The sequence below is a fragment of the Acidovorax soli genome (genome assembly GCF_014207955.1).
Taxonomy (GTDB): Bacteria; Pseudomonadota; Gammaproteobacteria; order Burkholderiales; family Burkholderiaceae_C; genus Acidovorax; species Acidovorax soli_A.
Window position 1 is genome coordinate 536,670 of the sequence record NZ_JACHLK010000001.1, and the last position, 20,640, is coordinate 557,309.

Sequence of the window (20,640 nt, forward strand, 5' to 3'; positions counted from 1 at the left end):
GTGCATCGCCTCCAAGAAGACACCGCACAAGGAGACCCCAACCCATGCACCCCCAACCCTGGCTGGCCAGCTATGGCGCCATCCCGGCCCACATCGACCCCGACGCCCATCCCTCCATCGTGCACCTGCTCGACGCGGCGATCCGGGTCCATGCGCACCGCCCGGCCTTCACCTGCCTGGGCCAGACGCTCACCTATGCCGAGGTCGACCGGCAGGCCCGCGCCTTTGCCGCCTACCTGCAGTGCGTGCTGGGCGCGCGCAAGGGTGACCGCGTGGCTGTGATGTGCCCCAACCTGCCGGCCTTTCCCATCGCCCTGCTGGGCATTGCGCGTGCCGGCTGCGTGCAGGTCAATGTCAACCCGCTGTACACCCCGCGCGAGCTGGAGCACCAGCTCAACGATGCGGGCGCGCGCATCCTCGTCATCTACGCTGGCGCCACCCCCACGCTGGCCGCCATCCAGGGCCGGGTAGGGCTGCACAGCATCCTCACCGTGGCGCCGGGCGATGGCTGCACACAGGCCACGCTGCCCAGCCCGCCCGTCGATGCGGGCCTGCAGCGCAGCACCCCCTTCGCCCAGGCCCTGGCCGAAGGCGCGGCCCTGCCCTTCGTGCCGCCGCTGCTGGCCGGCGGCGACCTGCTGTTTCTGCAGTACACGGGCGGCACCACGGGCCTGTCCAAGGGCGCCATGCTCACGCACCGCAACCTGGTGGCCAACGTGCAGCAGTTCAAGGCCTTCGTGCCCGATGCGCTGCGCCCCGGGCAGGAGACCATCGTCACCGCCATCCCGCTGTACCACATCTTCGCGCTCATGGTGAACCTGGTGAGCTACTTCGCGGTGGGGGCGCACAACTGGCTGGTGCCCAATGCGCGCGACCTGGATTCGCTGGTTGGCGTGCTGCAGGCCGCGCGGCCCAGCGTGTTCATGGGGGTCAACACCTTGTACGCCGGCCTGGCCGCGCACCCGGGCACGCAGCAGGTGGACTGGTCGCGGCTGAGGCTCGCGGGCGGTGGCGGCGCGGCCATCGTGCCCGCCGTATCGGCGCGCTGGCAGGCCATCACCGGCCAGTTCATCCGCGAGGGCTACGGCCTGAGCGAGACCAGCCCGGTGGTCGCCTTCAACCCCGCCTCGGTCGACGCCTTCAGCGGCACCACCGGCCTGCCCCTGCCCTCCACCGATGTGCAGCTGCTCGACGAGCAGGGCCAGCCCGTGGCCCCGGGCCAGGCCGGCGAGGTGTGCGTGCGCGGCCCGCAGGTCATGGCCGGCTACTGGCAGCAGCCCGAGGCCAATGCCGCGGCCCTCACGCCCGGCGGCTACTTCCGCACCGGCGACATCGGCCAGCTCGACGAGCGCGGCTTTCTCAAGATCGTGGACCGCAAGAAGGACATGGTCATCGTCTCGGGCTTCAACGTCTACCCCAACGAGGTCGAGGCCGTCGCCACCGCCTACCCCGGCGTGCTCGAATGCGCCTGCATCGGCGTGCCCGACGACAAGACCGGCGAGGCCCTGCGCCTGTACGTGGTGCGCATGGCCGAGGTGCGCATCAGCGCACAGGACATCGCCGACCACTGCCGCCGCGAACTCACCCCCTACAAGGTGCCGCGGCAGATCGTGTTTGTCGATGCCTTGCCCAAGTCCAGCGTGGGCAAGATCCTGCGGCGTGAACTGCGCGATGGCGTGGTGCAGCCCGCCCGCGCACGGCCCCACCGCATCACGGCGCCGGCCGCATCGCCGTCCGCGTGACGACCTGCGGCACCGCAGCCGGCGGCTTCAAGCCGCCCGCTGCAGCCGGATGGCCCGGGGCGCCACCTCCAGCAGCAGCCCGCGCTGCCGGTGGTGGTGCGTTGCGGCAAAGCCCTCGACCACCTGCACGCGCTCGCCCGTGTCCAGGCGCCATGCGCTGGTGCAGCCCGCATGCGCGGCAAACAGCAGGTACCCGTCGGAGAACAGCTCCTGCGGCGCCAGGTCCATGCGCAGCGTGCGGGCAGAGGCCTGCGCCTGCGCTCCGGCGCGCACGTCGACGATGCGCACCCCGGGCGGTGCCGCGGCGGTCTCGAACTCCTCATCGTCCCAGTCGCCCATGCCACCCAGGGCGATGTGCCCGCCATCGGTCCAGCACGCAGGAAAATTCCAGTCCTCGCGCAGGTTCAACCATTGCACGCTCGGCCCGTCCTCGGCCTCCCACACGTTGCCGGCCAGCCAGGCCTGCACATCCAGGACCCGCGGCACACCCACGGGCTGCCACACCCACCCGGCGTCAAACAGCAGCGTGCTGCCACCCGGGCCGGGCCGCAGCTCGCCATGAAAATAGTCGAGGTAATGCTCCGGCCGCTCGCCCTGCGCTGCGTACTGCGTGGGCCCGCGCTCCGTCAACAGCCGGCCTGTGCGCGGGTCCGAGGCATCCAGCCGGTTCCACGCCGTGCGGTGCAGCAGCACCGTCTGGCCGCCCACCTCCATGAAGCAGGCCGAGAACGGCACCGTCTCCGGGTGGTAGTCGCCGCCATCGAGCGGCATGGTGGCCGAGCAGCCCTCCGTGAGCTGCACCACCACGCCATGCCGCCCCCCGTCGAACACGGCGGCCGCAAAGGCGCCATCCGCACTGGCGTACAGCCGCCAGCGTGGGGTGATCCAGAACCGGCCGCCCTCTTCTTCTTCCATGGGTTGCTCCGGCAGCGCCACCGTGCCCAGCCAGGTGATGGCCTGGGTACGCAGGTCCAGGCAGCAGATGCCGCCCTGCGCGTCCAGCACCAGCAGGTCGCCTTCGGCGCGCTGCACGGGCGCTGCGTCCAGGATGTCGGGGCCGGCCCAGGCGATGGCCTCCGGTGCGCTCAAGGCGCAAACACCTCGGCGTAGGTGTAGCGCCAGGCGCCCATGCAGCCCACCAGGCACACCGTGTGGTTGAGCATGGCGCAGCCGCCACCCTTGTAGTCGAAGGTGATGGCGGTGTTGAGCCCGCCCTTGCGCCAACCCAGCACGCGGCCTGAGAAGCCGGGGCGCTCGTGCTCATCGTCCAGGTCCGCCGGGCCATAGGCGGCAATGCAGTCCTGCGGGGTCGAATCCATGGTCAAGCCCGCGGGCAGCGGCCCGGCAAACGGCGTTTTGATCCGGTCGTCCGCGCCCGCGGCCAAGAACTGGACCGAGCCCACGAGCCAGACATCGCCGTCCGCAAAAGGCGTCGCGGTCAGCTGGCTCAGCTCCTTGGGGCGGTACACGTCGATGCGCACCGCTGCCTTGGCAATCCAGATGATGCTCGAGCTCAAGGCGCCCGGGCCATTGTCGGCCGCACCCACGCGCTTCACGCCCAGGCCGGCGACCACATCGCGCACCTTCTTGTTGTCAAAAGGCTGCCCGATCATGGCGATCAGCTGCGCCGATACCGGTGCGCTGGCCGCTGCTTCAGATTCGCTCACTCCATACCCCCTGTGGTTGATGGCGCCGCATCATAGGGGGACTCGCGCGAGCGGGTTGCTACCAAATGCACACACCCGCCCAGGGGTGGGTACATCTGCTACGGCACCAGCGTTGCCGCCAGGGTGATCTCGGGCACCGCGGCCAGCGCCTTCGACAGCGGGCAGTTGGCCTTGGCCTCGGCCGCCAGCTTCTGGAAGGCCGCCTCCTCCATGCCCGGCACCTTGGCCTGGAGCGTGAGCGCAATGCGGTCGATGACAAAGCCATCGCCCTCCTTGGTCAGCCGCACCGCGGCCGTGGTGTCGATCACCTCGGTGGCAAAGCCAGCCTTCTCGGCCGCAAAGGCAAACGCCATGGTGAAGCACGAGGCATGCGCCGCCCCCACGATCTCCTCGGGGTTGGTGCCCTTGCGGTCATCGCCAAAGCGGCTGCCAAAACCATAGGGGTGCTTGTCGAGCGCGCCGGTCTCCGTGCTCACCTGGCCCTGGCCGGTCTTGCCGGCCCCTTCCCAGTGCACGCTGGCTTTCTTTTCGGACATGCTGGGGCTCCTTCGCTGTGGATAGGTCAAAAGGTCCATGGGACCATGCCCGGGCCGCTGGGCGGGTCGGATGCCGTGGGCAAAGCAGGTGCGCAATGTCCTACAGCGGGTGCGGGTCGGCCACGAAAAAGGGCCCTTGCAGGGCCCTTGGGGAATGGTGGATGGGCGGGCGGATCTGCCCAGCCCGCTCAAGGCGCGCTCAGCACCTGCTGGCGCTTGGTGTCGTACTCGCCCGAGGTGATCAGGTTCGCATCGCGCATCTGCTTGAGCCATTGCAGGCGCGCTTCCTTTTTGCTGGCGGGCGTGGCTGCGGTTGCGGTCGCCGGTGTTGCAGGCGTGGGTTGCGCGGGGCTCACCACGGCCACAGTGGCGGCGGTAGGCACGCTTTGCGCGGCGGGGGCTGCTGCTGCTGGTGCTGGCCCGGCGGCGCGGCCCACTGGCTTGGAGTCGGGCACGAACGGCATCGACACCGTGGCGCCTGCCGGGGCCGCGGGCGCCGCTGGGCTGGCCGTCACGGGCGCCGGGGTTGCCGCAGCAGGCGCTGCCACGGCAACAGGCGCCGGTACGGTTGCTGGCGCTGCCGCAGGGGCTGCAGACAGGGCCGTCGACGGGGTTTGTGCCGTGGGGGACACGGGCGTTGCGACAGCGGGCGCCATGGCCTGCGACGGTATGGGTGCGCCGGGGAACATCTGTGTTGCGAGCATCTGCACGCATTCCTGCGCGATCAGTTCAAGCTCCTTCTTCGCGACTGTTGCCTGATCAGCCCACAGCTCATCGTAGGTCGGCGACTTGTCGGTCTGCTCGGGGGTGCGGCGGCAGCCCCCCTGCGCAATGACAGATTGGGTGTTTACGTTGATCAGCCGGGCCGTTGCCCAGTAGTTGATTCGATAGCGCCCCCAACCCGTCGGAAAGTAGGAGGCATGCCAACCGGTCGTCTTGACATCAAGTACGAACTTGGCCTTGCCCTTGCCAGCAGCTGCGATTTGCTGGGCATCGACGACGTCGGTTGCTATTGCGGGAGCTACCAGGCGTGTGCCCTGGTGGTTCTCCAGCACCCTCGCCAGACCAAGGGAGATGGGTACGGCCGGGTCTTGCAGGTTGTGATCTGCAACCAGCTTGTTGCCCGCACTGATCATGATCAGCCCACCGATCAGTCCGCCCACCATGGCCGAGCCAGGTGTGAGCATGGCAAAGTCAGATTTCTCCCGGGCGGTCGAGGCCAGGGTTTGGTTCTTCAGGCTCTCCAGCTGCTTGCCTTCAATGGCCTGCGGGGTGATGGTGCCGCAGCCCACCAGGGCCAGCACAGTGGTGCCCAGGGCGAGGGCACGCAAGAATCTTGTCAAACGCATGGGTATTGATCTCAGTATCGGGGTTGCTGAAGTTCCGCGCGCAGGCAGCCGAACCCCTTGGGGGGCCTCCTGCCCGGAGGAAACACTGACTTGAAAGATCGGTTGGTCGGTAGACCGATCAGGGCGCGCTCAGCACCTGCTGGCGCTTGGTCTCGTACTCACCCGACGTGATCAGGTTGGCATCGCGCATCTGCTTGAGCCATTGCAGGCGCGACTCCTTGGTGCCGGTGGGCGTGGGCGCTGCGGCGGCCGTTGCTACGGGTGCGGGCTGGGCAGGGCTCACCGCAGGCACGGCGGCGGCGGTGGGGGCTGCTGCGGGCCTGGCGGCGCGGCCCACTGGCTTGGCGTCGGGCACGTAGTGCGGCATCGACATCGCGGCGGTTGCCGTGGCGGACGCAGGCCTTGGCCCTTGCGCTGCAGGGCGTGCCACCGGTGTGGGTGCCGGCACCTCCGGGATGCTGCCCGCTGCCTGGGCGACACCAAACGCGCTGGGGCGCACCTTGGTGGTCAGCAGCTTGCTGGCGAGCACGCCCTTTTGGCCCTGGGCCTCGTTCACCAGCGACACCTGGGCGCGCGCCGTGCCCGAGCCCAGGCTCATCGTGACCTTCTGCCACACGTAGTAGCTCTTGCCGGCCTCGGCGTCAAAGCTCACCGTGGAGGTGTTGTCGGCCGACGAAACCACGGTATAGCTGCCCGGTGCCACCTCCAGCTGGTAGTAGGTGCGGGCGTTGGTCTTGCCCAGCGACTGGTTGTTGACGCTCACCGTCATCGGGGCCGATGCGCCGGTCATTTCGCTGCGGTAGATGTAGAGCGAAGCCGTCTGGGCCTGCGCCGTGAACTGCTTGGCCTTCTGGTCGGCGTCCGCTGTAGCCCGGGGGGCGGTGCAGCCCACCAGGGCCACAGCGGCGGCGCTCAGCACCAGCGCGCGAAGGGTGTTCGTCGTCGTCAAGAAACGCATGATGGTTGTTGGATTCTTTGTTGGGTGGTACTGCGCTCCCCACGCAGGCGGGCATACCCGCCCGCGCACTCTAGCACCGGGTTGCAACTGCTTACAGCGGCATTCAGCAACTTAGGCATGCGTGCCTATAGGGCTGTGCGATGGCCGCAACACCCACCTCTTGGCGATTGACGAAAACCCGTCAACCAGACTGCATCTGTGCCAGCCACCGCGCCGGCGCCACGCCCACTTGGCCCTTGAAGCGGCGGGTCAAATGGCTCTGGTCTGCAAAGCCGCAGGCCGCCGCCACATCGGCCAGCGCCCCGCCCCGCCGCAGGGCCGCCTGCGCCTGGCGAATGCGCACCATGTTCAGGTAGGCATGCGGCGCCATGCCATAGGTGGCGGTAAAGGCGCGCGTCAGGTGCGCGCGCGACAGGCCCGCCTGCGTGGCCAGGGCCTGCACCGTCACATCGTCGGCAAAGTGTGCATCCAGGTACTCGCGCACCAGGGACATGCGCTGGCGGCCTGCATCCAGGCCAGTGGCCGCCCAGGGCCGGCGCAGCTCGCCATGCCGGCCCAGCAGCGCCACCATGGCTGCGGCCGTGCGCTCCTCGCCGTGCAGCGACTCCTGCCGCTCGGCCACCGCCGCCACGGCCTGCTGCAGCAGCAGCGCGCCTTCGGGGTCGTGCACCAGCGGCGCCTTGAAGTAGCGGGTGGCCATGCGGTTGCCATCACCGCCCCCACCCGCCGCATCGCGGTCGCCCATCCAGGCGTGCACCAGTGCTGCGTCCACATAGAGTATGGAATAGCCAAACCCCGCATCCGTGCCCCGGCTGCCGTCGTGCGGCTCATCGGGGTTGAACAAGATCACATCGCCCGCCAGGCTGGCATGGCGCGCGCCCCGGCAGGCAAAGGTCTGCACGCCCGAGCGCGTGACGCCGATGGAATACGCCTCGTGGCTGTGCCGCTCGAACCGGTGCTGCGTGAAATGCGCGTTGAGCAGCGTCACCCCGCCCGAGGCCAGCGGCCGCATCTCGGCCCAGTCGCGCTGGCTGGGTTGTGAAGAGGACGAAGAGGAGGAGGCGCTTGGGTCCCCGGCATGCATGCAACAAATGTACAAGACCGCCCCGCGACCGGTGGAGACACTGCAGGCAACCCCGCTTTTCAACCACCCATGCCTGACACCAACACCCCCGCCCCCACCCCCACCGCTGTCCCCGCCATTGACCTGGCCCACAAGCTCGCCCAGTTCACTGAGCACTGGGCCCCGCGCACCGTGGCCGAATTCAACGGCCACGACATCATGGTCGCCAAGATCGCGGGCGAATACCAGTGGCACAGCCACCCTGATACGGACGACTTCTTTTTCGTGCTGCAAGGCGTGGTCGAGATCGACCTGCCCCACGGCGCCGTGGTCACCCTGCACCCCGGCCAGCTCTATGTGGTGCCCAAGGGGGTGGAGCACCGCCCGCGCGCCCAGGGCGCAGAGGCGCACATCCTGCTGATCGAGTCCACCGGCACGCCCAACAGCGGCGACGTGGCCACGGCCGCGCCGCGCAGGTTGCTGTAGCAGGCCCCTTCTTCCGGCACTGCATTGGGTGCTTGGCCTACGCCAAGGCACCCTTCCCGCTTGGATCATGAAGCTCTGGAAATGGACATGGCGTGCATGTCCAAATCACCCAGAGCGGTTAACAAAGCTCAGCGCAGCGGTTCTGGCTAGGCGCTGCGTCGCAGACAGTACTTTTTAGTACGGCAAGACGCAGCAACGACGCCAGAAGAGCTTTGTTAGCCGCTCTCAACCAAGGAGCACACCATGGCCCGAGACAATACCCCCGACTTCAACCCCGACCCCATCACCAAGGAGCCCGGCGCCCACCCCATCGGCACAGGCATCGGCGCGGCGGGTGGTGCCGTCACCGGCGCGGCGGCCGGCTCTGTGGGCGGCCCCATCGGGTCTGCCGTGGGGGCCGTGGTCGGCGCCGTCGTGGGCGGCCTGGCCGGCAAGGGTGCGGCAGAAGCCGTCAACCCCACGGCCGAAGACGCCTACTGGCGCGACGCCCACGCCAAGCAGCCCTACTACTCCGACGCGTACACCTACGACGAAGACTATGCGCCCGCCTACCGCCACGGCTACCAGGGCGTGATCGATGGGCGCCACCGCGACTGGGACGAGGCCCGCGGCCACCTGCAAACTCGCTGGGAGGCCGACCGCAAGACCAGCCGCCTGAGCTGGCTGGAAGCTGAGCCCGCAGCCAAGGCGGCGTGGGAGAGGGCGGATCGCATCTGGAAGCAGACCAAGCAAGAATAAGGAGAAGAGCGGCTAACAAAACTCTTCTGGCGTCGTTGCTGCGTCTTGTCGTACTACCCGTACTGCCTGCGACGCAGCGCCTAGCCAGAACCGCTTCGCTGAGCTTTGTTACCCGCCCTGAACCCATAGCCGGCCTCGAAGAAGACCGGCCCGCACGCTTGCCTTCGCCAATATGCGGTGGGGCCGGGCTGGTCGATCAGCCGATCACCTCAACGACCTTGCCGGTCGAATCCTTGATCGTCGTCTTCTCCACCACCCACTCCACCTGCGGCAACAGCGGCAGCACATAGCTGCCTTGGCGCGGCTGCAGCGTTTGCGCCAGTTGCTGCACCGTGGCATCGGTCAGGCGCAGCACCACGGCGTTGTCTTCGCCCTCGCCCTGCCACTCCACCGTGTTGCTGCCATCGGTGCCAGCAGGCTCCAGCAGCAACTGCCACTCATGCCCCGCCACCCGCAGCGTGCGGCCAAACGGCAGGCGCAGCGGCAGCAAGGTCACCAGCTCGTCCACCTGGCGGGCACCCACGGTGACCTGGGTGATCGGCTTGCGCAACAGCCGCTTTACCTGCTTGAGGCCCAGCACATCGGTGAAGAGAAAGCCGCTGGCAGAACCATCGCGCCGCAAGCCCTCTTCCACCTGCTGCTTTACCGCCGGGTGGGCCAGCAGCGACGCGCGGCCCAGGTCCGTCACCCACAGCGGCATGTGCGGCAGCAGCACCTCCAGCAGATTGCGCGTGCGCCACTGCTTGGCCGCGCGCTCCTCCTCCACCGTCAGGCCCACCACCTGCAAGAACTCCACGGAGCCATTGGGCGTGGCCAGCGGCTCGGCCAGCTCCGGGTCGGTCACAAAGCCCATGGAGCAGATCTGCGTGTTTCGCTCCAGCGCAATGGGGCCATTGGCCGTCATCCAGTGCCCATCGCGGAAGACGTTACCGCTTTGGAACACATAGCGCGCCAAGTTCTGCAAAAAATTCAGCGCCCAGGCCGGCGGCTCGGCACTGGCATCCGCCACCTCGCCCGGCTCCATGGCCAGCCGAAACGTCAGCTCGAGCCCATAGCCGCTCACCTCCGGGTCATCGGACTCCTTGGCATACAGCTCGCTCAGCCCATAGGTCACAAAGTGCCAGTGCGGCACCGGGTCCGTGCGGCGCCACACACTGATGCCATCCAGCGGGTCCGGCCCGCCCAGCATGTGCGAGATCAGCGTGCCAAAGTGCTTGGGCTCCTGGCCGGGGTAGAGCTGGTCCAGGCGGGCGGAGATGGCGTCCCAGCCGGGGGAGGGGGCGTCATCAGCATCGGTGGTCGTCGAAGTCATGTCTTTGAACAGGGAGCGCTGCGCTCTGGATAGATTTGAAAATGCAGTATGCAGGTGCCCATAGCGGTGCTTTGGCCTTCTCAAGCCCGAAACACCTCTTCCGCCATGTTGTCCAGCTTCTCTTTCAACGATTTCCAGTTGGGCATATGCTGATCAAGGGTTCGGTAGAACTTGGGGCTGTGGTTGTGGTGCAGCAAGTGGCACAGCTCATGCAGCAACACATAGTCGATGCACTCTCGCGGTGCTTTGATCAGAAGCGGATTCAGCGTAATGCGGCCAGCGGGCGAGCAACTGCCCCATTGCACGGTCATGAACTGAAGGCGCATAGGGGGCGTATGCCGGACCCACTGCAGTGAAGCAGCAATAGCAGCAAGACGATCAGCTAGCAGTTCTCTTGCTCGCATGCGATACCAGGCATCCAAGGCAGATCTGATCGCGACAGGGTCGCGCGTGGGAACGTTTACAGCGATAAACGGCCCTCGCATGCGTGTTTCAATCGCAGCCTCCGAATTGATGATGACCTTCAATCGGTAGCGTCGGCCCAAATAGTGCAGAGATTCTCCACTGACATATTCACGCGGCAATACGTGAGCCAAGCGTGCCTTGGCGGCGTTGACATGTTGACTGACCCAACGTGCTCGCTTCTTCACGGCCGCCAGCACATCCTTCACGGCAGCAGAATCCGGCGCATCGACCAACACGCGTCCGTCGGGCTCCACGTGAATCGAGACACGCGGTACTGTCCTGGAGGGCTGACGGCGCAAGCTGAAATCGATGATCTCATCGCCATAGGCGAACCGATGCCGAGTGGCAGCTTCTTTTGTGGCCATGCTCAGGACTTGTTCAAACCCACGCGGGTGATCTGAATTACCTGCTCCACCACCTGCTTCGCGCTGTCCAGGCCCAAGGTTTCAAAAAGCAGTGGCAAAAGGCCCTTGCGGATTGCTGCCTCGATGTTCTGCGGGTTGAGCGAATTTTCAGCTACGGCGTTGCGCACCACGGTGTCCATAGCCAAGGCTTGTTGCACCAAGCGGTCTGCTGCCTCAATGCTCAAAGCGGTGAACGTCTCCTCGCCCAACACGAGGCGGATCGCGCCGAAGTAAGCCTTGGCGTGTGGCTTGTCTACCAAGACATCCGGTACCCCTGGCGTGGCGCGGGACTCCAATTGCTGCTCAAAGGTTTTAAACAGAGCGTACTGTTTCAGTGGGTGGTCGAACATGGCTTCAGCCTCGGCAATGGCCTGCTTCAGCAATTCTCCAAACACCTTCTGTGCGTATGGGTCTTCGGCCAACTCCTGTTCGATGGTCTTGCGCAGACGCGTGCGAATCATGTCCGTCTCGTTGCGCGTCTTTTCTTCGGACCAGTCCTTGGGGTCCTCCGCCTTGCCCAGTTGGTGCACCAAGTACACCCCCCCGGGATCCCGCACTTCGGTACCAATAACTTGCTTGTCCACCAGCTTGCGGATCTGCTCCTCGTACGCGCTGTAGTCCACCGTCTCCATTGCGTCGCGCCGAGCAGTCTGGCGCAGTTCAGTGAAAAATCGCAGATCGACCTTGTACTTGGTAATCAGTGCTTCGGAAAAGCTCTTGTCCTCGAAGAAGCTGCGTGATGACAATGCAGTTTGCAAGCACAGGCCAAATGCTGTGAGCGCCTCATAGAAATCATCACGTAGCTTCTGCCGCTCGTCGTAGTCCTCACCATCTTCACCCTTGACGAACTTTGGGGTCAACAATTGGCGATACTGCTCGCGATCCAACTTGTTCACCACGGACTTGAAGAACGACCACAGCTTCTCGTGCAATGCAGGCAATTGCTTGTACTCTGTGCTGAATTGCCGGTAGAGACCTTCGAGGTCGCTCATGTCAAAGCCGCCTTGGGTGCGTGTCTCCAGGTCTTGGTAGGCTCGGATGGCTGTGTCCAACTCCTTCAAGATCCCTCGGTAGTCCACCAGCACACCATACCGCTTCGCATCGTGCAGGCGGTTGACGCGCGCCACCGCCTGAATCAGGTTATGGCCTTTCAAGGGCTTGTCGATATACAGCACGGTGTTGCGCGGCTCGTCGAACCCCGTCAACAACTTGTCCACGACGATCAGCAAGTCAGGGGCGCCGTCCGTGCCGAAGTCACTGACGATTTGCTTTTCATAGGTCTCTGGGTCATGACCGTAGGTGGCCATGGTTTGCTTCCACCACTTCTGCACCTCGGGCAGGGTGTCTTCGTCCACATCGGAATTGCCTTCGCGCGTGTCGGGTGCTGAGATCACCACAGCACTGGTGACCAAGCCCGTTTCGTCCAATGCTTTCTTGTACCGGATGGCTTCGAGCTTACTGTCCGTGGCGACCTGGCCTTTCAGGCCCAATTCGAGCTTCTTGATGTTTTCGCTGAAGTGGGTGGCAATGTCCCAGGCAATCAACTCAATCCGATTGACCGCGCCGTAGATAGCCCCTTTTTTGGCAAACTTTCTTTTCAGGTCGGTGCGTTGCGCCTCGCTCAAGTTGATCGTGATTTTGTCAAACCAGCGGTTGACTGCCTCCTCATTGATGTCGAGTTCCGGTACGCGCTCTTCGTAGAGAAGTGGGGCTACGGTCTCGTCCTCGACCGCGCGCTGCATGGTGTAGGCGTGCACGATAGGACCGAACTTGTTGGCGGTCTTTTCGTTCTTCAGCAGCGGCGTGCCTGTGAAAGCGATGTAGGCTGCCTTGGGTAACGCATTCTTCATGCGCTCATGTGTCTCGCCGCCATGGCTGCGGTGGCCTTCGTCCACCAGCACGATCATGTCGGCCGAGTCGTTGCGGCACTCCGGCAGCTTGGACGCCGTGTTGAACTTGTGCACCAGCGTGAAGGTGATGCGCTCAGTGCCCTTACCGATGCGCTGGGCCAGGTCTCGCCCCGACAGGCTGCGGCTCTTCTCTCCATCCTTCTTCATTGCGATGCTGGAGCCAAAGGCGCCACCGGTCATGAAGTTGCGGGCGAGCTGGGTCTCCAGGTCAATGCGATCAGTCACCACCACCACGCGGCATTCCTTCAAGGCATCCACCAACAGCAGCGCCTTGGTCAAGAACACCATCGTGAAGCTCTTGCCCGACCCCGTGGTGTGCCACACCACGCCACCTTCGCGGCCACCGCCTTGCGAGTCGGACTTCTTCTGGCTGATGCGCGCCAGCAGCGCACGGATGCCGAAGAACTGCTGGTAGCGGGCCACGATCTTGCCCACCTTGCGGTCGAATAGCACATAGCCGCGCAGGAGTTCAAGCAACCGTGCCGGGGTCAACAGACTCAACAGCAAGCGGTCCTGCTCGGTGGCCTGCATGGGGGCGCTCCACAGCATGTTGAAGTGCGCCGCTAGTGCGGCAGGCTTGCCGTCGAACAGCGCAGTGCGCACATCCGGCTTGAGTGCCTTGTTCTTGAGCACCTGCATATGGGCCTCGTCGAACTCCTCTTCCCGCCACTTGGCCCAGAACTTGGCTGCCGTGTGCGTGGTGCCATAGCGCCCCTCGGTCTGGCTGATGGACATCAGCAACTGGGCGTAGGCAAACAGGTTGGGAATCTCGTCCGGCCGCTGGTTGCGTAGGTGCTGGCTGATGCCCTCCGTCACCATTGCCTTGGCGGGGTGGCTGCCGCCGCCCGACTCGGGCCGCTTGGCCTCGATCACCACCAGCGGGATGCCGTTCACATAGGCCACCACATCGGGCGTACGGTGGTGCGTGCCCTGCGCCGCCAGCACCTCCAGCTCTTCGGTCACATCCCAGCGGTTGGCCGTTGCGTCGGCCCAGTCGATCACAGGGATGGTGGGCTGGTGCTTCTTGCCATCGGGCATGAACTCCGTCACCGTGATGCCCAACGCCAGCTTGCCGTACAGCCGCTCATTGGCGGGCATCAGCCCTTCGGCCAGGCTGAGCGCCGACAACTCCCGCACGATCTGGTCGATGCCGCTGGGGGACAGCGGATACCACTGGCCCTTGTATTTGTAGCGCCGGGTTTGCAGCACCTCGATCAGCCGGGGCTTGAGCAGCACCTCGCGTGTGCTGCCACGCAGGGTCAGTGCCTGCGCCGTAGTGATGAAGTTCCAGCCCAGGTTACACAGCAGGTGCAGCGCGGGCAGGTGGGCGCTGTACTGCTCGCGAGAATTGGGCGTGCTGTTCATGCCTGCACCTCGGTTTGTGCGTCTGGCAGCTTGACGCGACGTTTGCCGATCAGGAGTTGGGACATCAGGGCGACCTTTTCCTGCTTGAGCGCGTCTACATGTTTGCCCAATGCAACCAGCTCCAAACCCGCCGTGTCCAAGATTTCAATGATTCGGCGCTGCTGCTCAACAGGCGGAATATTGAAAGGCCAGCTGAGCCAGTGATCGGTCTTGAAAATCATCTTCTCAACATGAACGCCGATGCTGGAGTGAAAGCACGTCTGCTGGAAGTACCGCGTCTCTGACAGGTAGCGCAGAAATTTCAGGTCAATCTCCCCATCGGTGTTGAGAACGGCGTATTCATTGGATACCACCGAGCCATCCAACTCTGGTGGAACGATGCCACATGCGCCGTGCACGATCTGACGTTTTGAAATCAAGAAGTCGTCCGTATGAACGTGGAACTGCGTTGGGGTCTTGACTTCGCTGCCGCGCAAGACTTCTCGAAGCGCCACACCGCCGCGCGACCGTTTGACGGTGACCAGGGTGTATGACTCATCATCCCTCAAAGCCACAGGACGACGTACTTCCTTGAGATGGTCACTCAATTGAATGCGTCGCCAGCCCGCGGGCGCAGGCGGCAATGTAGGTATGCCGGGTTGCACCGAAGCGGGAAATCCGCCATTTCCCGTCGCTGTCAATGAATCTGGGTTGGCGGCAGGTAAGTGCAAGGTGATGCCTAGCAAAGCGTTCCACTGGGCTCGGCTGTTCACCAGCAGTCGCTCCGCAGTGGCGATGGCTTGATCCCAGGTGGAAAGGATTTGGGCGATGCGGCGCTGCTCGCTGAGCGGGGGAAAAACTATTGGAATTCCGTCCAAGTCCTCTCGATTTATCTTCGGCATCCCTGTTCGCATCGAGCAGGCGACGGCACGCTTCTCGAAGGTTCGACCAAGCATGTAGTGCTTCAAGTACTCCGGCAGCAACTTGGTCTTGTCGGGCCAGATGGGATAAGCGTCTGCACTACAAACGCCCTTGAAGCTTGGAAAGCACACCTTATTCAGGTGCGGCCGGATTTTTGAATAGATCACGGCGTGTTCGTCGAACTCATACTTCCCTGAGATGAGGCCAAGCTCAGAGCACTTTCTGGGGGACAAGATACGACCTGTTCCCGACTCGATGTTCTCTGGACCAATGTGAATCATCGAGGCGTATGGTTCCACTTTCGGGTCCACCTGTCCGGAACCCACCTCTGCAACTTCACCGAACTGGCACAGGTTCCATCCTTTAGGCAGCATCACGGCCTCCCTTCCTTTTTGTCAGCCGCTTAGCGACCTGTCCCAATTCGCTCAAGGTATCTGCGTCGGCCGATGCCGCACCGAGCATGCGAACGGCATATGCCTCGCCTGCCGCCTCCAACGCAGCCCGCCGCTGCGCCGCAAACTGCTCGTACTCGTTCTGCGCATGGGCCACCGCCTGTTTGTGTGACACCTTGCCAGCACCGACAAGCACTTGCCGGTCATTGAAGCTGAGGAATGCATCGAGCTTTTCGGCCCAGTCTTTCAGGAACACCTCTTTGCGTCGCGTGGCCTGGTCTTCGGCAAAGTCCAGCCACATGGTGACGATGCGGTTCAACTCGGTGATTTCTTGCTCGTTCAGGTAGTTCTTGGCTACGCCCACGTCGGCTTTTTGCACCTGCCCCTTGCGGTTGGTGGTCAGGCCCATGTTGGGCTGAGTGTGGTCGGCACGGCGGCGGATGATTTCGGCGGCTGTCTGGCCCGACACGGCGTAGTGCAGCTTGTTCTGGATGGTCCGGAAGAAGGCTGTGGTCTCGGGCAGCGTGGGGGCGTAGTCAGCCGCCAGGGCGAAGATTTCGCGCGCGCGCAGGTACATGCGGCGCTCGCTGGCGCGGATGTCGCGAATGCGTTCCAGCAACTCGCCGAAGCGGTCTGGCAGCACCGAGTCGCCCACGGGCGGGTTCTTCAACCGCTCGTCGTCCATCACGAAGCCTTTGAGCAGGTACTCGCTCAGGTTGGCCGTGGCCCATTGGCGGAACTGGGTGCCTCGCGCCGAGCGCGCCCGGTAGCCCACGGCCAGGATGACGTTGAGGTTGTAAAAGCGCACATTGCGGCGGACGAGCCGACCACCCTCTTGGCGAACTTGTAAGCCGGACTTACAAGTTGCCTCGGGGTCGGCTTCACCCTCGGCATAAATGGCTTTCACATGCTGGGTGACGTTCTGCGGCGTGGTCTGGAACAGCGTGGCGATTTCAGCCTGGCTGAGCCACAGCGAGCCGCCTTCGGCCCGCATTTCCACGCGGGTGAGGCCGTCGTCGGTCGTGTAGAGAACGAATTCGCCCTGGCTTTCGGCGCTGGGTGATGCCTTCAACTCCACCGGCGCTGTCATCGCCTTGGTGTGCGTGCTGGCACGCTTGGTAGGCCTTGGCGCTTTACTCATAGCCCAGCTCCTTCAGGTAGACAGCCATCTGGGTTTCCAGGCTGGCCAGCTCGGCCTTGAGTTGCCCACGCTCCTTGCGCACGGCCATCAGGTCGATTTCGGCTTCTTCCTCGAACGTGTCCACATAGCGCGGGATGTTGAGGTTGAAGTCGTTCTCGGTAATCTCGGCAGGTGTGGCGAGGTAGGCGTACTTGTCCACGCTCTGCCGTGTGGCGGCGGTGACCAGGATGCGCTGCAGGTCGGCTTCGCGCAGCAGGTTCTGGTTCTTGCCAGCCTCGAAGTCGCGGCTGGCGTCGATGAACAGCACCTTGTCATCCATCTTGTTCTTGCGGAACACCAGCACTGCGGCGGGGATGCCGGTGCCGTAGAACAGCTTTTCGGGCAGGCCAATCACCACATCGAGCAGATTCTCTTCGATCAGCTTCTGGCGAATGCGGCCCTCGGCGGCACCACGGAACAGCACGCCATGCGGCACCACCACCGCCATACGGCCGGTGCCGGGCTTCATGGTCTCGATCATGTGCAGGATGAAGGCATAGTCACCCTTGGTGCGCGGCGGCACGCCCCGGCGGAAGCGGCTGAACTTGTCGGCGTCGGCCCCCTCGAAACCCCACTTTTCCAGGCTGAACGGCGGGTTGGCCACCACGATGTCGAAGTGCTTGAGGCTGGCGGTGCCGTCCAACAACTTCGGGTTGCGGATGGTGTCGCCCCATTCGATGCGGTGGTTGTCCTCACTATGCAGGAACATGTTCATCTTGGCCAGGGCCCAGGTGCTGCCGATGGCTTCTTGCCCATAGAGCGCGTACTTACGCGCGCCGGTGCTCTCGCGGATCAGCCGCCCGCATTTCATCAGCAGCGACCCGGAGCCACAGGTGGGGTCGCAGATTTCGTCGCCCTCCTGTGGCGCCATCAGGCGTGCCATCAGTGCGGAGACTTCGGGCGGGGTATAGAACTCGCCAGCCTTCTTGCCGCTTGTGGATGCAAAGTTCTTGATGAGGAATTCGTAGGCGTTGCCGATCACGTCGAGCTGGCCGACGCGGCTGGGGCGCAAATCCAGCTCGGGCTTGGCGAAGTCTTCCAACAGGTGGCGCAGGATGTCGTTCTTCTGCTGCTCGTCGCCCAGCTTGTTGGAGTTGAAGCTGATGTCCTGGAAAACATCGCGCAGCTTCGTGATGTTGGTCTCTTCGATTGCGTGCAGGGCCTTGTCAATACGCTCTCCGTTGCCAGGGCTGTGTCGCAGGGTGTGCAGGGCATAGAAGCTGGCACTGGCGGGCAGCACGAAACGCTCGTTCTTGAGCATTTCGTCGATCAGCTTGGGATGGTCGCCGTATTGCTTCTTGTAGGCGTCATAGTGGTCTTGCCAGACATCCGACACGTACTTGAGAAACAGCATGGTCAGGACGAAATCCTTGTAGATGCTTGGATCGACCGTACCGCGGAAGGTGTCACAGGCCGCCCATACAGCGGCGTTGATGTTCTCTTGATTAACGGGAGCGGTTGGAGTTGCGATGTCGTTCATGTCTTGCTATGTGGGTCGTTCACGGGGGTGGCCTGCGCGAGGTCTTCTGCGAGTGCATGGAGCTGCTGCACTCGGTTTTGTATGAGCTGTTGGAGCGCGTGACGCTCCTGGTTTGCAAGGGCGGCCAGATTGACGATGCGTTGCTGGTCCACCAACGATGGCATGCTCAGGATGAGTGACTCCAGCACTGGGCGCCGAATGCTGAGTTGGCTGCTGCCCTCTGCCGATTGTTGCAATTGGCGCTGAAATGGTGGCTGGTTGATCTGCCACGCCAGAAAGGCTGGCAGTAGTGGCACCTGTGTTCCCACCTCTATGTGCAGAAAGTGGGGGCTGCACACGGCTGGGGCGGGGGGCTCGTCTATGCACACGGCGTAGAAGCGCGCTCCTTTGAAGATGAAGAGCACGTCACCAGCCTTGAGCCAATCTGGATGCTTTCGACCTGCGAGATTCGTACGGGTGACATTGGCCCAGTTGACACCGAACTCAGGGTCAACGTCCTTCATCTGGACGGCTAGCGTCGCGCCATCTATTGATTCCTCAATGGAGCCTCGGAAGGGGTATCCCCCCTTTATCCGAGCTACATCGCCAACGCTAAAATTGATTGCATCAAATGCCATGCAGCAAATCTTACTGCAACCAATGAATTTGCATCAATTGAGTTGAAATAAAATTTGACGTGCTCGTTGAGAGGTCTAGGTTCTTTCGTGTCGCGGCTGACGGTTGATTCCTGTGCCGTCAATCTTGCATTCGATAACTACCGCTCGTCGTACTTGCGGCTGCTCCCCCGCACGTTTTCCACCGGATACTTCCCCCCATTGATCCCTATCTTGGCATTCGCCGCCTCAATCAGATCCACATCCAGCGCCGTAGCCATCTGCACCAGGTACAGCAGCACATCCGCCATCTCATACGCAACGGCCTGCTTCTTGTCCGCAGGCAGATTCCGGCTCTGCTCCTCGGTCAGCCACTGAAAGTGCTCCAGCAGCTCGCCGGCCTCCACGATCAGGGCCGAAGCCAGGTTCTTGGGCGAATGGAACTGGCCCCAGTCGCGCTGCTGCGCGAAGTCCTGCAGGCGCAGGGCCAGTTGCTCCAGGGCGGGGTCGTTTTGCTGGTTTGACACGTCGTCGAAGGGCGGGTGGATTGAGGCTGGCAAAGTGGTGCACCGCGCCGGCCTGGCCAGGCAAAGAACTACCTTGGCTCGGCTCCGCCACGCGGCGCACCCACCCACTATACAAGTCCGCAGGTCGGGCATGGCCGCAGGCGCCCTGCCCGCTTGGTGATGTTCACTTCCCTTGCAGCAAGAACCCCAGCGGCATCAGCGGCCCCACGGGCATCACGTCGTAGGTGGCAATACCGCCCGCCACGATGGGCATGGCGGCCAGCACGGCCTTGGCTTCGTCGACGGATTCGACGTTCATCAAGAAGATGGGGCCGCCCGCTTCGCGGAACCAGAACTGTTCGATCTTGCCTTCGAGGTACAGCTTGAGGGTGTGCGGCACTTCGCTGGGCAGGTACTGCTGGCGCTGTTCGGGCGTGAGGGGCTGGGGGATGGTTGCGATAGCGAAGACTTTCATGGTGGCAGTTCCTACAAGGGCATTGCGACGTTGCAATGGAGGTGACTGTAGGTTTGCACCGGTCAAACCGGTATAGTCGCAAATGACAACTTTGGGGTCGATTGCGACATGCGCATTTCCATACTGGTGCTGGAGGACGTCTTCGACACGGGGCTGACCGTGGCGCTCGATGCGTTCAAGCTGGCCAACAAGTTCTCGGCGCAGATGATGGGCGGCAACCCGCTGTTCGAGGTGTCGTTGGTGGGGGTGCGCAGGCGGGTGCGTTCGGGCCAGGGTTTGCTGGTGCCAGTGCAGCCGATTGCGCCCGGGCCGGCGCCCGACTGGGTGATCATTCCCGCGCTCAACACGGGCTCGCCGGAGCAATTGGTGCCGGCGCTGGCGCGGGCCGACATGCAGCAGGCGCGCAAGCAGATACTGCGCTGGCATGCCGAGGGGGCGCAGATTGCGGCGTCGTGCATCGGCACCTTCTTCGTGGCCGAGACCGGGCTGCTCGATGGGCGGGAGGCCACCACGACCTGGTGGCTGGCGCCGCTGTTTCGCCAGCGTTATCCCCAGGTGCAGCTGGACGAGTCGCGCATGCTGGTGCCCACCGACATCGGGGTAACGGCGGGCGCGGCCATGGGGCACCTGGACTTGTCGCTGTGGCTGATCCGCAGGGCCAGCCCGGAGCTGGCGGGCGTGGTGTCGCGCTACCTGCTGGCCGACATCCGCACACTGCAGGCGCCCTACATCATCCCCAACCACCTGGCGCAGGCCGACCCGCTGGTGCAGCGCTTCGAGCGCTGGGCGCGCGAGCATTTGAAAGAGGGGTTCTCACTGCAGGACGCGGCCAGCGCGCTGGCCACCAGCCCGCGGTCGTTGCAGCGGCGCTGCCAGGCGGTGCTGGGCAAGTCGCCGCTCGATTATTTTCAGGACCTGCGCGTAGAGCGCGCACAGTCACTGCTGCATGGCAGCGGCATGGACATCGAGGCCATTGCGGCCGAGGTGGGTTACCTGGACGGCGCCACCCTGCGCACGCTGCTGCGGCAGCGGCTGGGCAAGGGCGTGCGGGATTTGCGGGCGGAGCTGCGCTGATACGGATTCGCCTTCAACCGCCTGACGTCGTTGGTTCGCCTTGCC

19 protein-coding genes are annotated in these 20,640 nt (G+C 64.0%); 4 read left to right on the forward strand and 15 right to left on the reverse strand.

Annotation, left to right across the window (positions count from 1 at the left end; translation table 11 throughout):
- The first annotated feature begins 44 nt into the window (after nt 1-44).
- Nucleotides 45-1,742: an AMP-binding protein gene (locus HNP48_RS02545; RefSeq protein WP_184855266.1), complete on the forward strand. Its 1,698-nt coding sequence runs from the start codon at nt 45-47 to the stop codon at nt 1,740-1,742.
- 27 nt (nt 1,743-1,769) lie between these two features.
- Here the strand turns inward: HNP48_RS02545 and HNP48_RS02550 are convergent, their stop codons facing one another.
- The 6 genes from HNP48_RS02550 to HNP48_RS02575 all read right to left on the reverse strand — a co-directional run bounded on the left by HNP48_RS02550 (nt 1,770) and on the right by HNP48_RS02575 (nt 7,336).
- Entirely contained in the window at nt 1,770-2,831 is a 1,062-nt protein-coding gene (locus tag HNP48_RS02550; RefSeq protein ID WP_184855267.1) for a hypothetical protein, read from the reverse strand.
- Nucleotides 2,828-3,409 (reverse strand): hypothetical protein, encoded by a 582-nt coding sequence (locus tag HNP48_RS02555; protein WP_184855268.1) that lies wholly within the window; start codon nt 3,407-3,409, stop codon nt 2,828-2,830. Before HNP48_RS02555 ends, HNP48_RS02550 begins: the two co-directional genes overlap by 4 nt.
- 98 nt (nt 3,410-3,507) lie before the next feature.
- Nucleotides 3,508-3,945 carry an OsmC family protein gene (locus tag HNP48_RS02560; protein ID WP_184855269.1) on the reverse strand — a complete coding sequence of 146 codons (438 nt, stop codon included), beginning with the start codon at nt 3,943-3,945 and terminating at the stop codon, nt 3,508-3,510.
- A gap of 188 nt (nt 3,946-4,133) precedes the next feature.
- The gene (locus tag HNP48_RS02565) at nt 4,134-5,249 is read right to left on the reverse strand and encodes a hypothetical protein (RefSeq protein ID WP_184855270.1); all 1,116 of its coding nucleotides are present in this window, start codon (nt 5,247-5,249) and stop codon (nt 4,134-4,136) included.
- Nucleotides 5,250-5,412: 163 nt separating this feature from the next.
- Nucleotides 5,413-6,252 (reverse strand): DUF2846 domain-containing protein, encoded by an 840-nt coding sequence (locus tag HNP48_RS02570; protein WP_184855271.1) that lies wholly within the window; start codon nt 6,250-6,252, stop codon nt 5,413-5,415.
- A gap of 181 nt (nt 6,253-6,433) precedes the next feature.
- Nucleotides 6,434-7,336: an AraC family transcriptional regulator gene (locus HNP48_RS02575; RefSeq protein WP_260420058.1), complete on the reverse strand. Its 903-nt coding sequence runs from the start codon at nt 7,334-7,336 to the stop codon at nt 6,434-6,436.
- 69 nt (nt 7,337-7,405) lie between these two features.
- Here HNP48_RS02575 and HNP48_RS02580 point away from each other — a divergent pair, with 69 nt between their 5' ends.
- Together HNP48_RS02580 and HNP48_RS02585 are read left to right on the forward strand one after the other, a co-directional pair.
- Complete coding sequence (locus HNP48_RS02580) at nt 7,406-7,801, forward strand: cupin domain-containing protein (protein ID WP_184855272.1); 396 nt, start codon at nt 7,406-7,408, stop codon at nt 7,799-7,801.
- A 243-nt stretch (nt 7,802-8,044) separates the two neighbouring features.
- Nucleotides 8,045-8,539 (forward strand): hypothetical protein, encoded by a 495-nt coding sequence (locus HNP48_RS02585; protein WP_184855273.1) that lies wholly within the window; start codon nt 8,045-8,047, stop codon nt 8,537-8,539.
- A gap of 196 nt (nt 8,540-8,735) precedes the next feature.
- On the opposite strand, the gene HNP48_RS02590 is transcribed toward HNP48_RS02585, so the two are convergent.
- The 9 genes from HNP48_RS02590 to HNP48_RS02630 all read right to left on the reverse strand — a co-directional run bounded on the left by HNP48_RS02590 (nt 8,736) and on the right by HNP48_RS02630 (nt 19,521).
- Nucleotides 8,736-9,851, reverse strand: a complete 1,116-nt coding sequence (locus HNP48_RS02590; protein ID WP_184855274.1) for a suppressor of fused domain protein — start codon at nt 9,849-9,851, stop codon at nt 8,736-8,738.
- Nucleotides 9,852-9,931: 80 nt separating this feature from the next.
- Nucleotides 9,932-10,681: a M48 family metallopeptidase gene (locus HNP48_RS02595; RefSeq protein WP_184855275.1), complete on the reverse strand. Its 750-nt coding sequence runs from the start codon at nt 10,679-10,681 to the stop codon at nt 9,932-9,934.
- A 2-nt stretch (nt 10,682-10,683) separates the two neighbouring features.
- Nucleotides 10,684-13,995 (reverse strand): type I restriction endonuclease subunit R, encoded by a 3,312-nt coding sequence (locus HNP48_RS02600; RefSeq protein ID WP_184855276.1) that lies wholly within the window; start codon nt 13,993-13,995, stop codon nt 10,684-10,686.
- Complete coding sequence (locus HNP48_RS02605; RefSeq protein WP_260420079.1) at nt 13,992-15,269, reverse strand: restriction endonuclease subunit S; 1,278 nt, start codon at nt 15,267-15,269, stop codon at nt 13,992-13,994. Before HNP48_RS02605 ends, HNP48_RS02600 begins: the two co-directional genes overlap by 4 nt.
- Nucleotides 15,259-16,428 carry a virulence RhuM family protein gene (locus HNP48_RS02610; RefSeq protein ID WP_221480050.1) on the reverse strand — a complete coding sequence of 390 codons (1,170 nt, stop codon included), beginning with the start codon at nt 16,426-16,428 and terminating at the stop codon, nt 15,259-15,261. The genes HNP48_RS02605 and HNP48_RS02610 overlap by 11 nt, the downstream gene beginning before the upstream one ends.
- On the reverse strand, nt 16,421-17,947 hold the full coding sequence (locus HNP48_RS02615; protein WP_184855278.1) for a type I restriction-modification system subunit M: 1,527 nt from the start codon (nt 17,945-17,947) through the stop codon (nt 16,421-16,423). The genes HNP48_RS02610 and HNP48_RS02615 overlap by 8 nt, the downstream gene beginning before the upstream one ends.
- Entirely contained in the window at nt 17,944-18,564 is a 621-nt protein-coding gene (locus tag HNP48_RS02620; RefSeq protein WP_184855279.1) for a restriction endonuclease subunit S, read from the reverse strand. The genes HNP48_RS02615 and HNP48_RS02620 overlap by 4 nt, the downstream gene beginning before the upstream one ends.
- A 137-nt stretch (nt 18,565-18,701) precedes the next feature.
- Complete coding sequence (locus tag HNP48_RS02625) at nt 18,702-19,067, reverse strand: nucleotide pyrophosphohydrolase (RefSeq protein WP_311773795.1); 366 nt, start codon at nt 19,065-19,067, stop codon at nt 18,702-18,704.
- Nucleotides 19,068-19,230: 163 nt separating this feature from the next.
- On the reverse strand, nt 19,231-19,521 hold the full coding sequence (locus HNP48_RS02630) for a hypothetical protein (RefSeq protein WP_184855281.1): 291 nt from the start codon (nt 19,519-19,521) through the stop codon (nt 19,231-19,233).
- A gap of 108 nt (nt 19,522-19,629) precedes the next feature.
- On the opposite strand from HNP48_RS02630, the gene HNP48_RS02635 reads away from it, so the two are divergent.
- Nucleotides 19,630-20,595, forward strand: a complete 966-nt coding sequence (locus tag HNP48_RS02635; protein ID WP_184855282.1) for a GlxA family transcriptional regulator — start codon at nt 19,630-19,632, stop codon at nt 20,593-20,595.
- Nucleotides 20,596-20,640 lie beyond the last annotated feature (45 nt).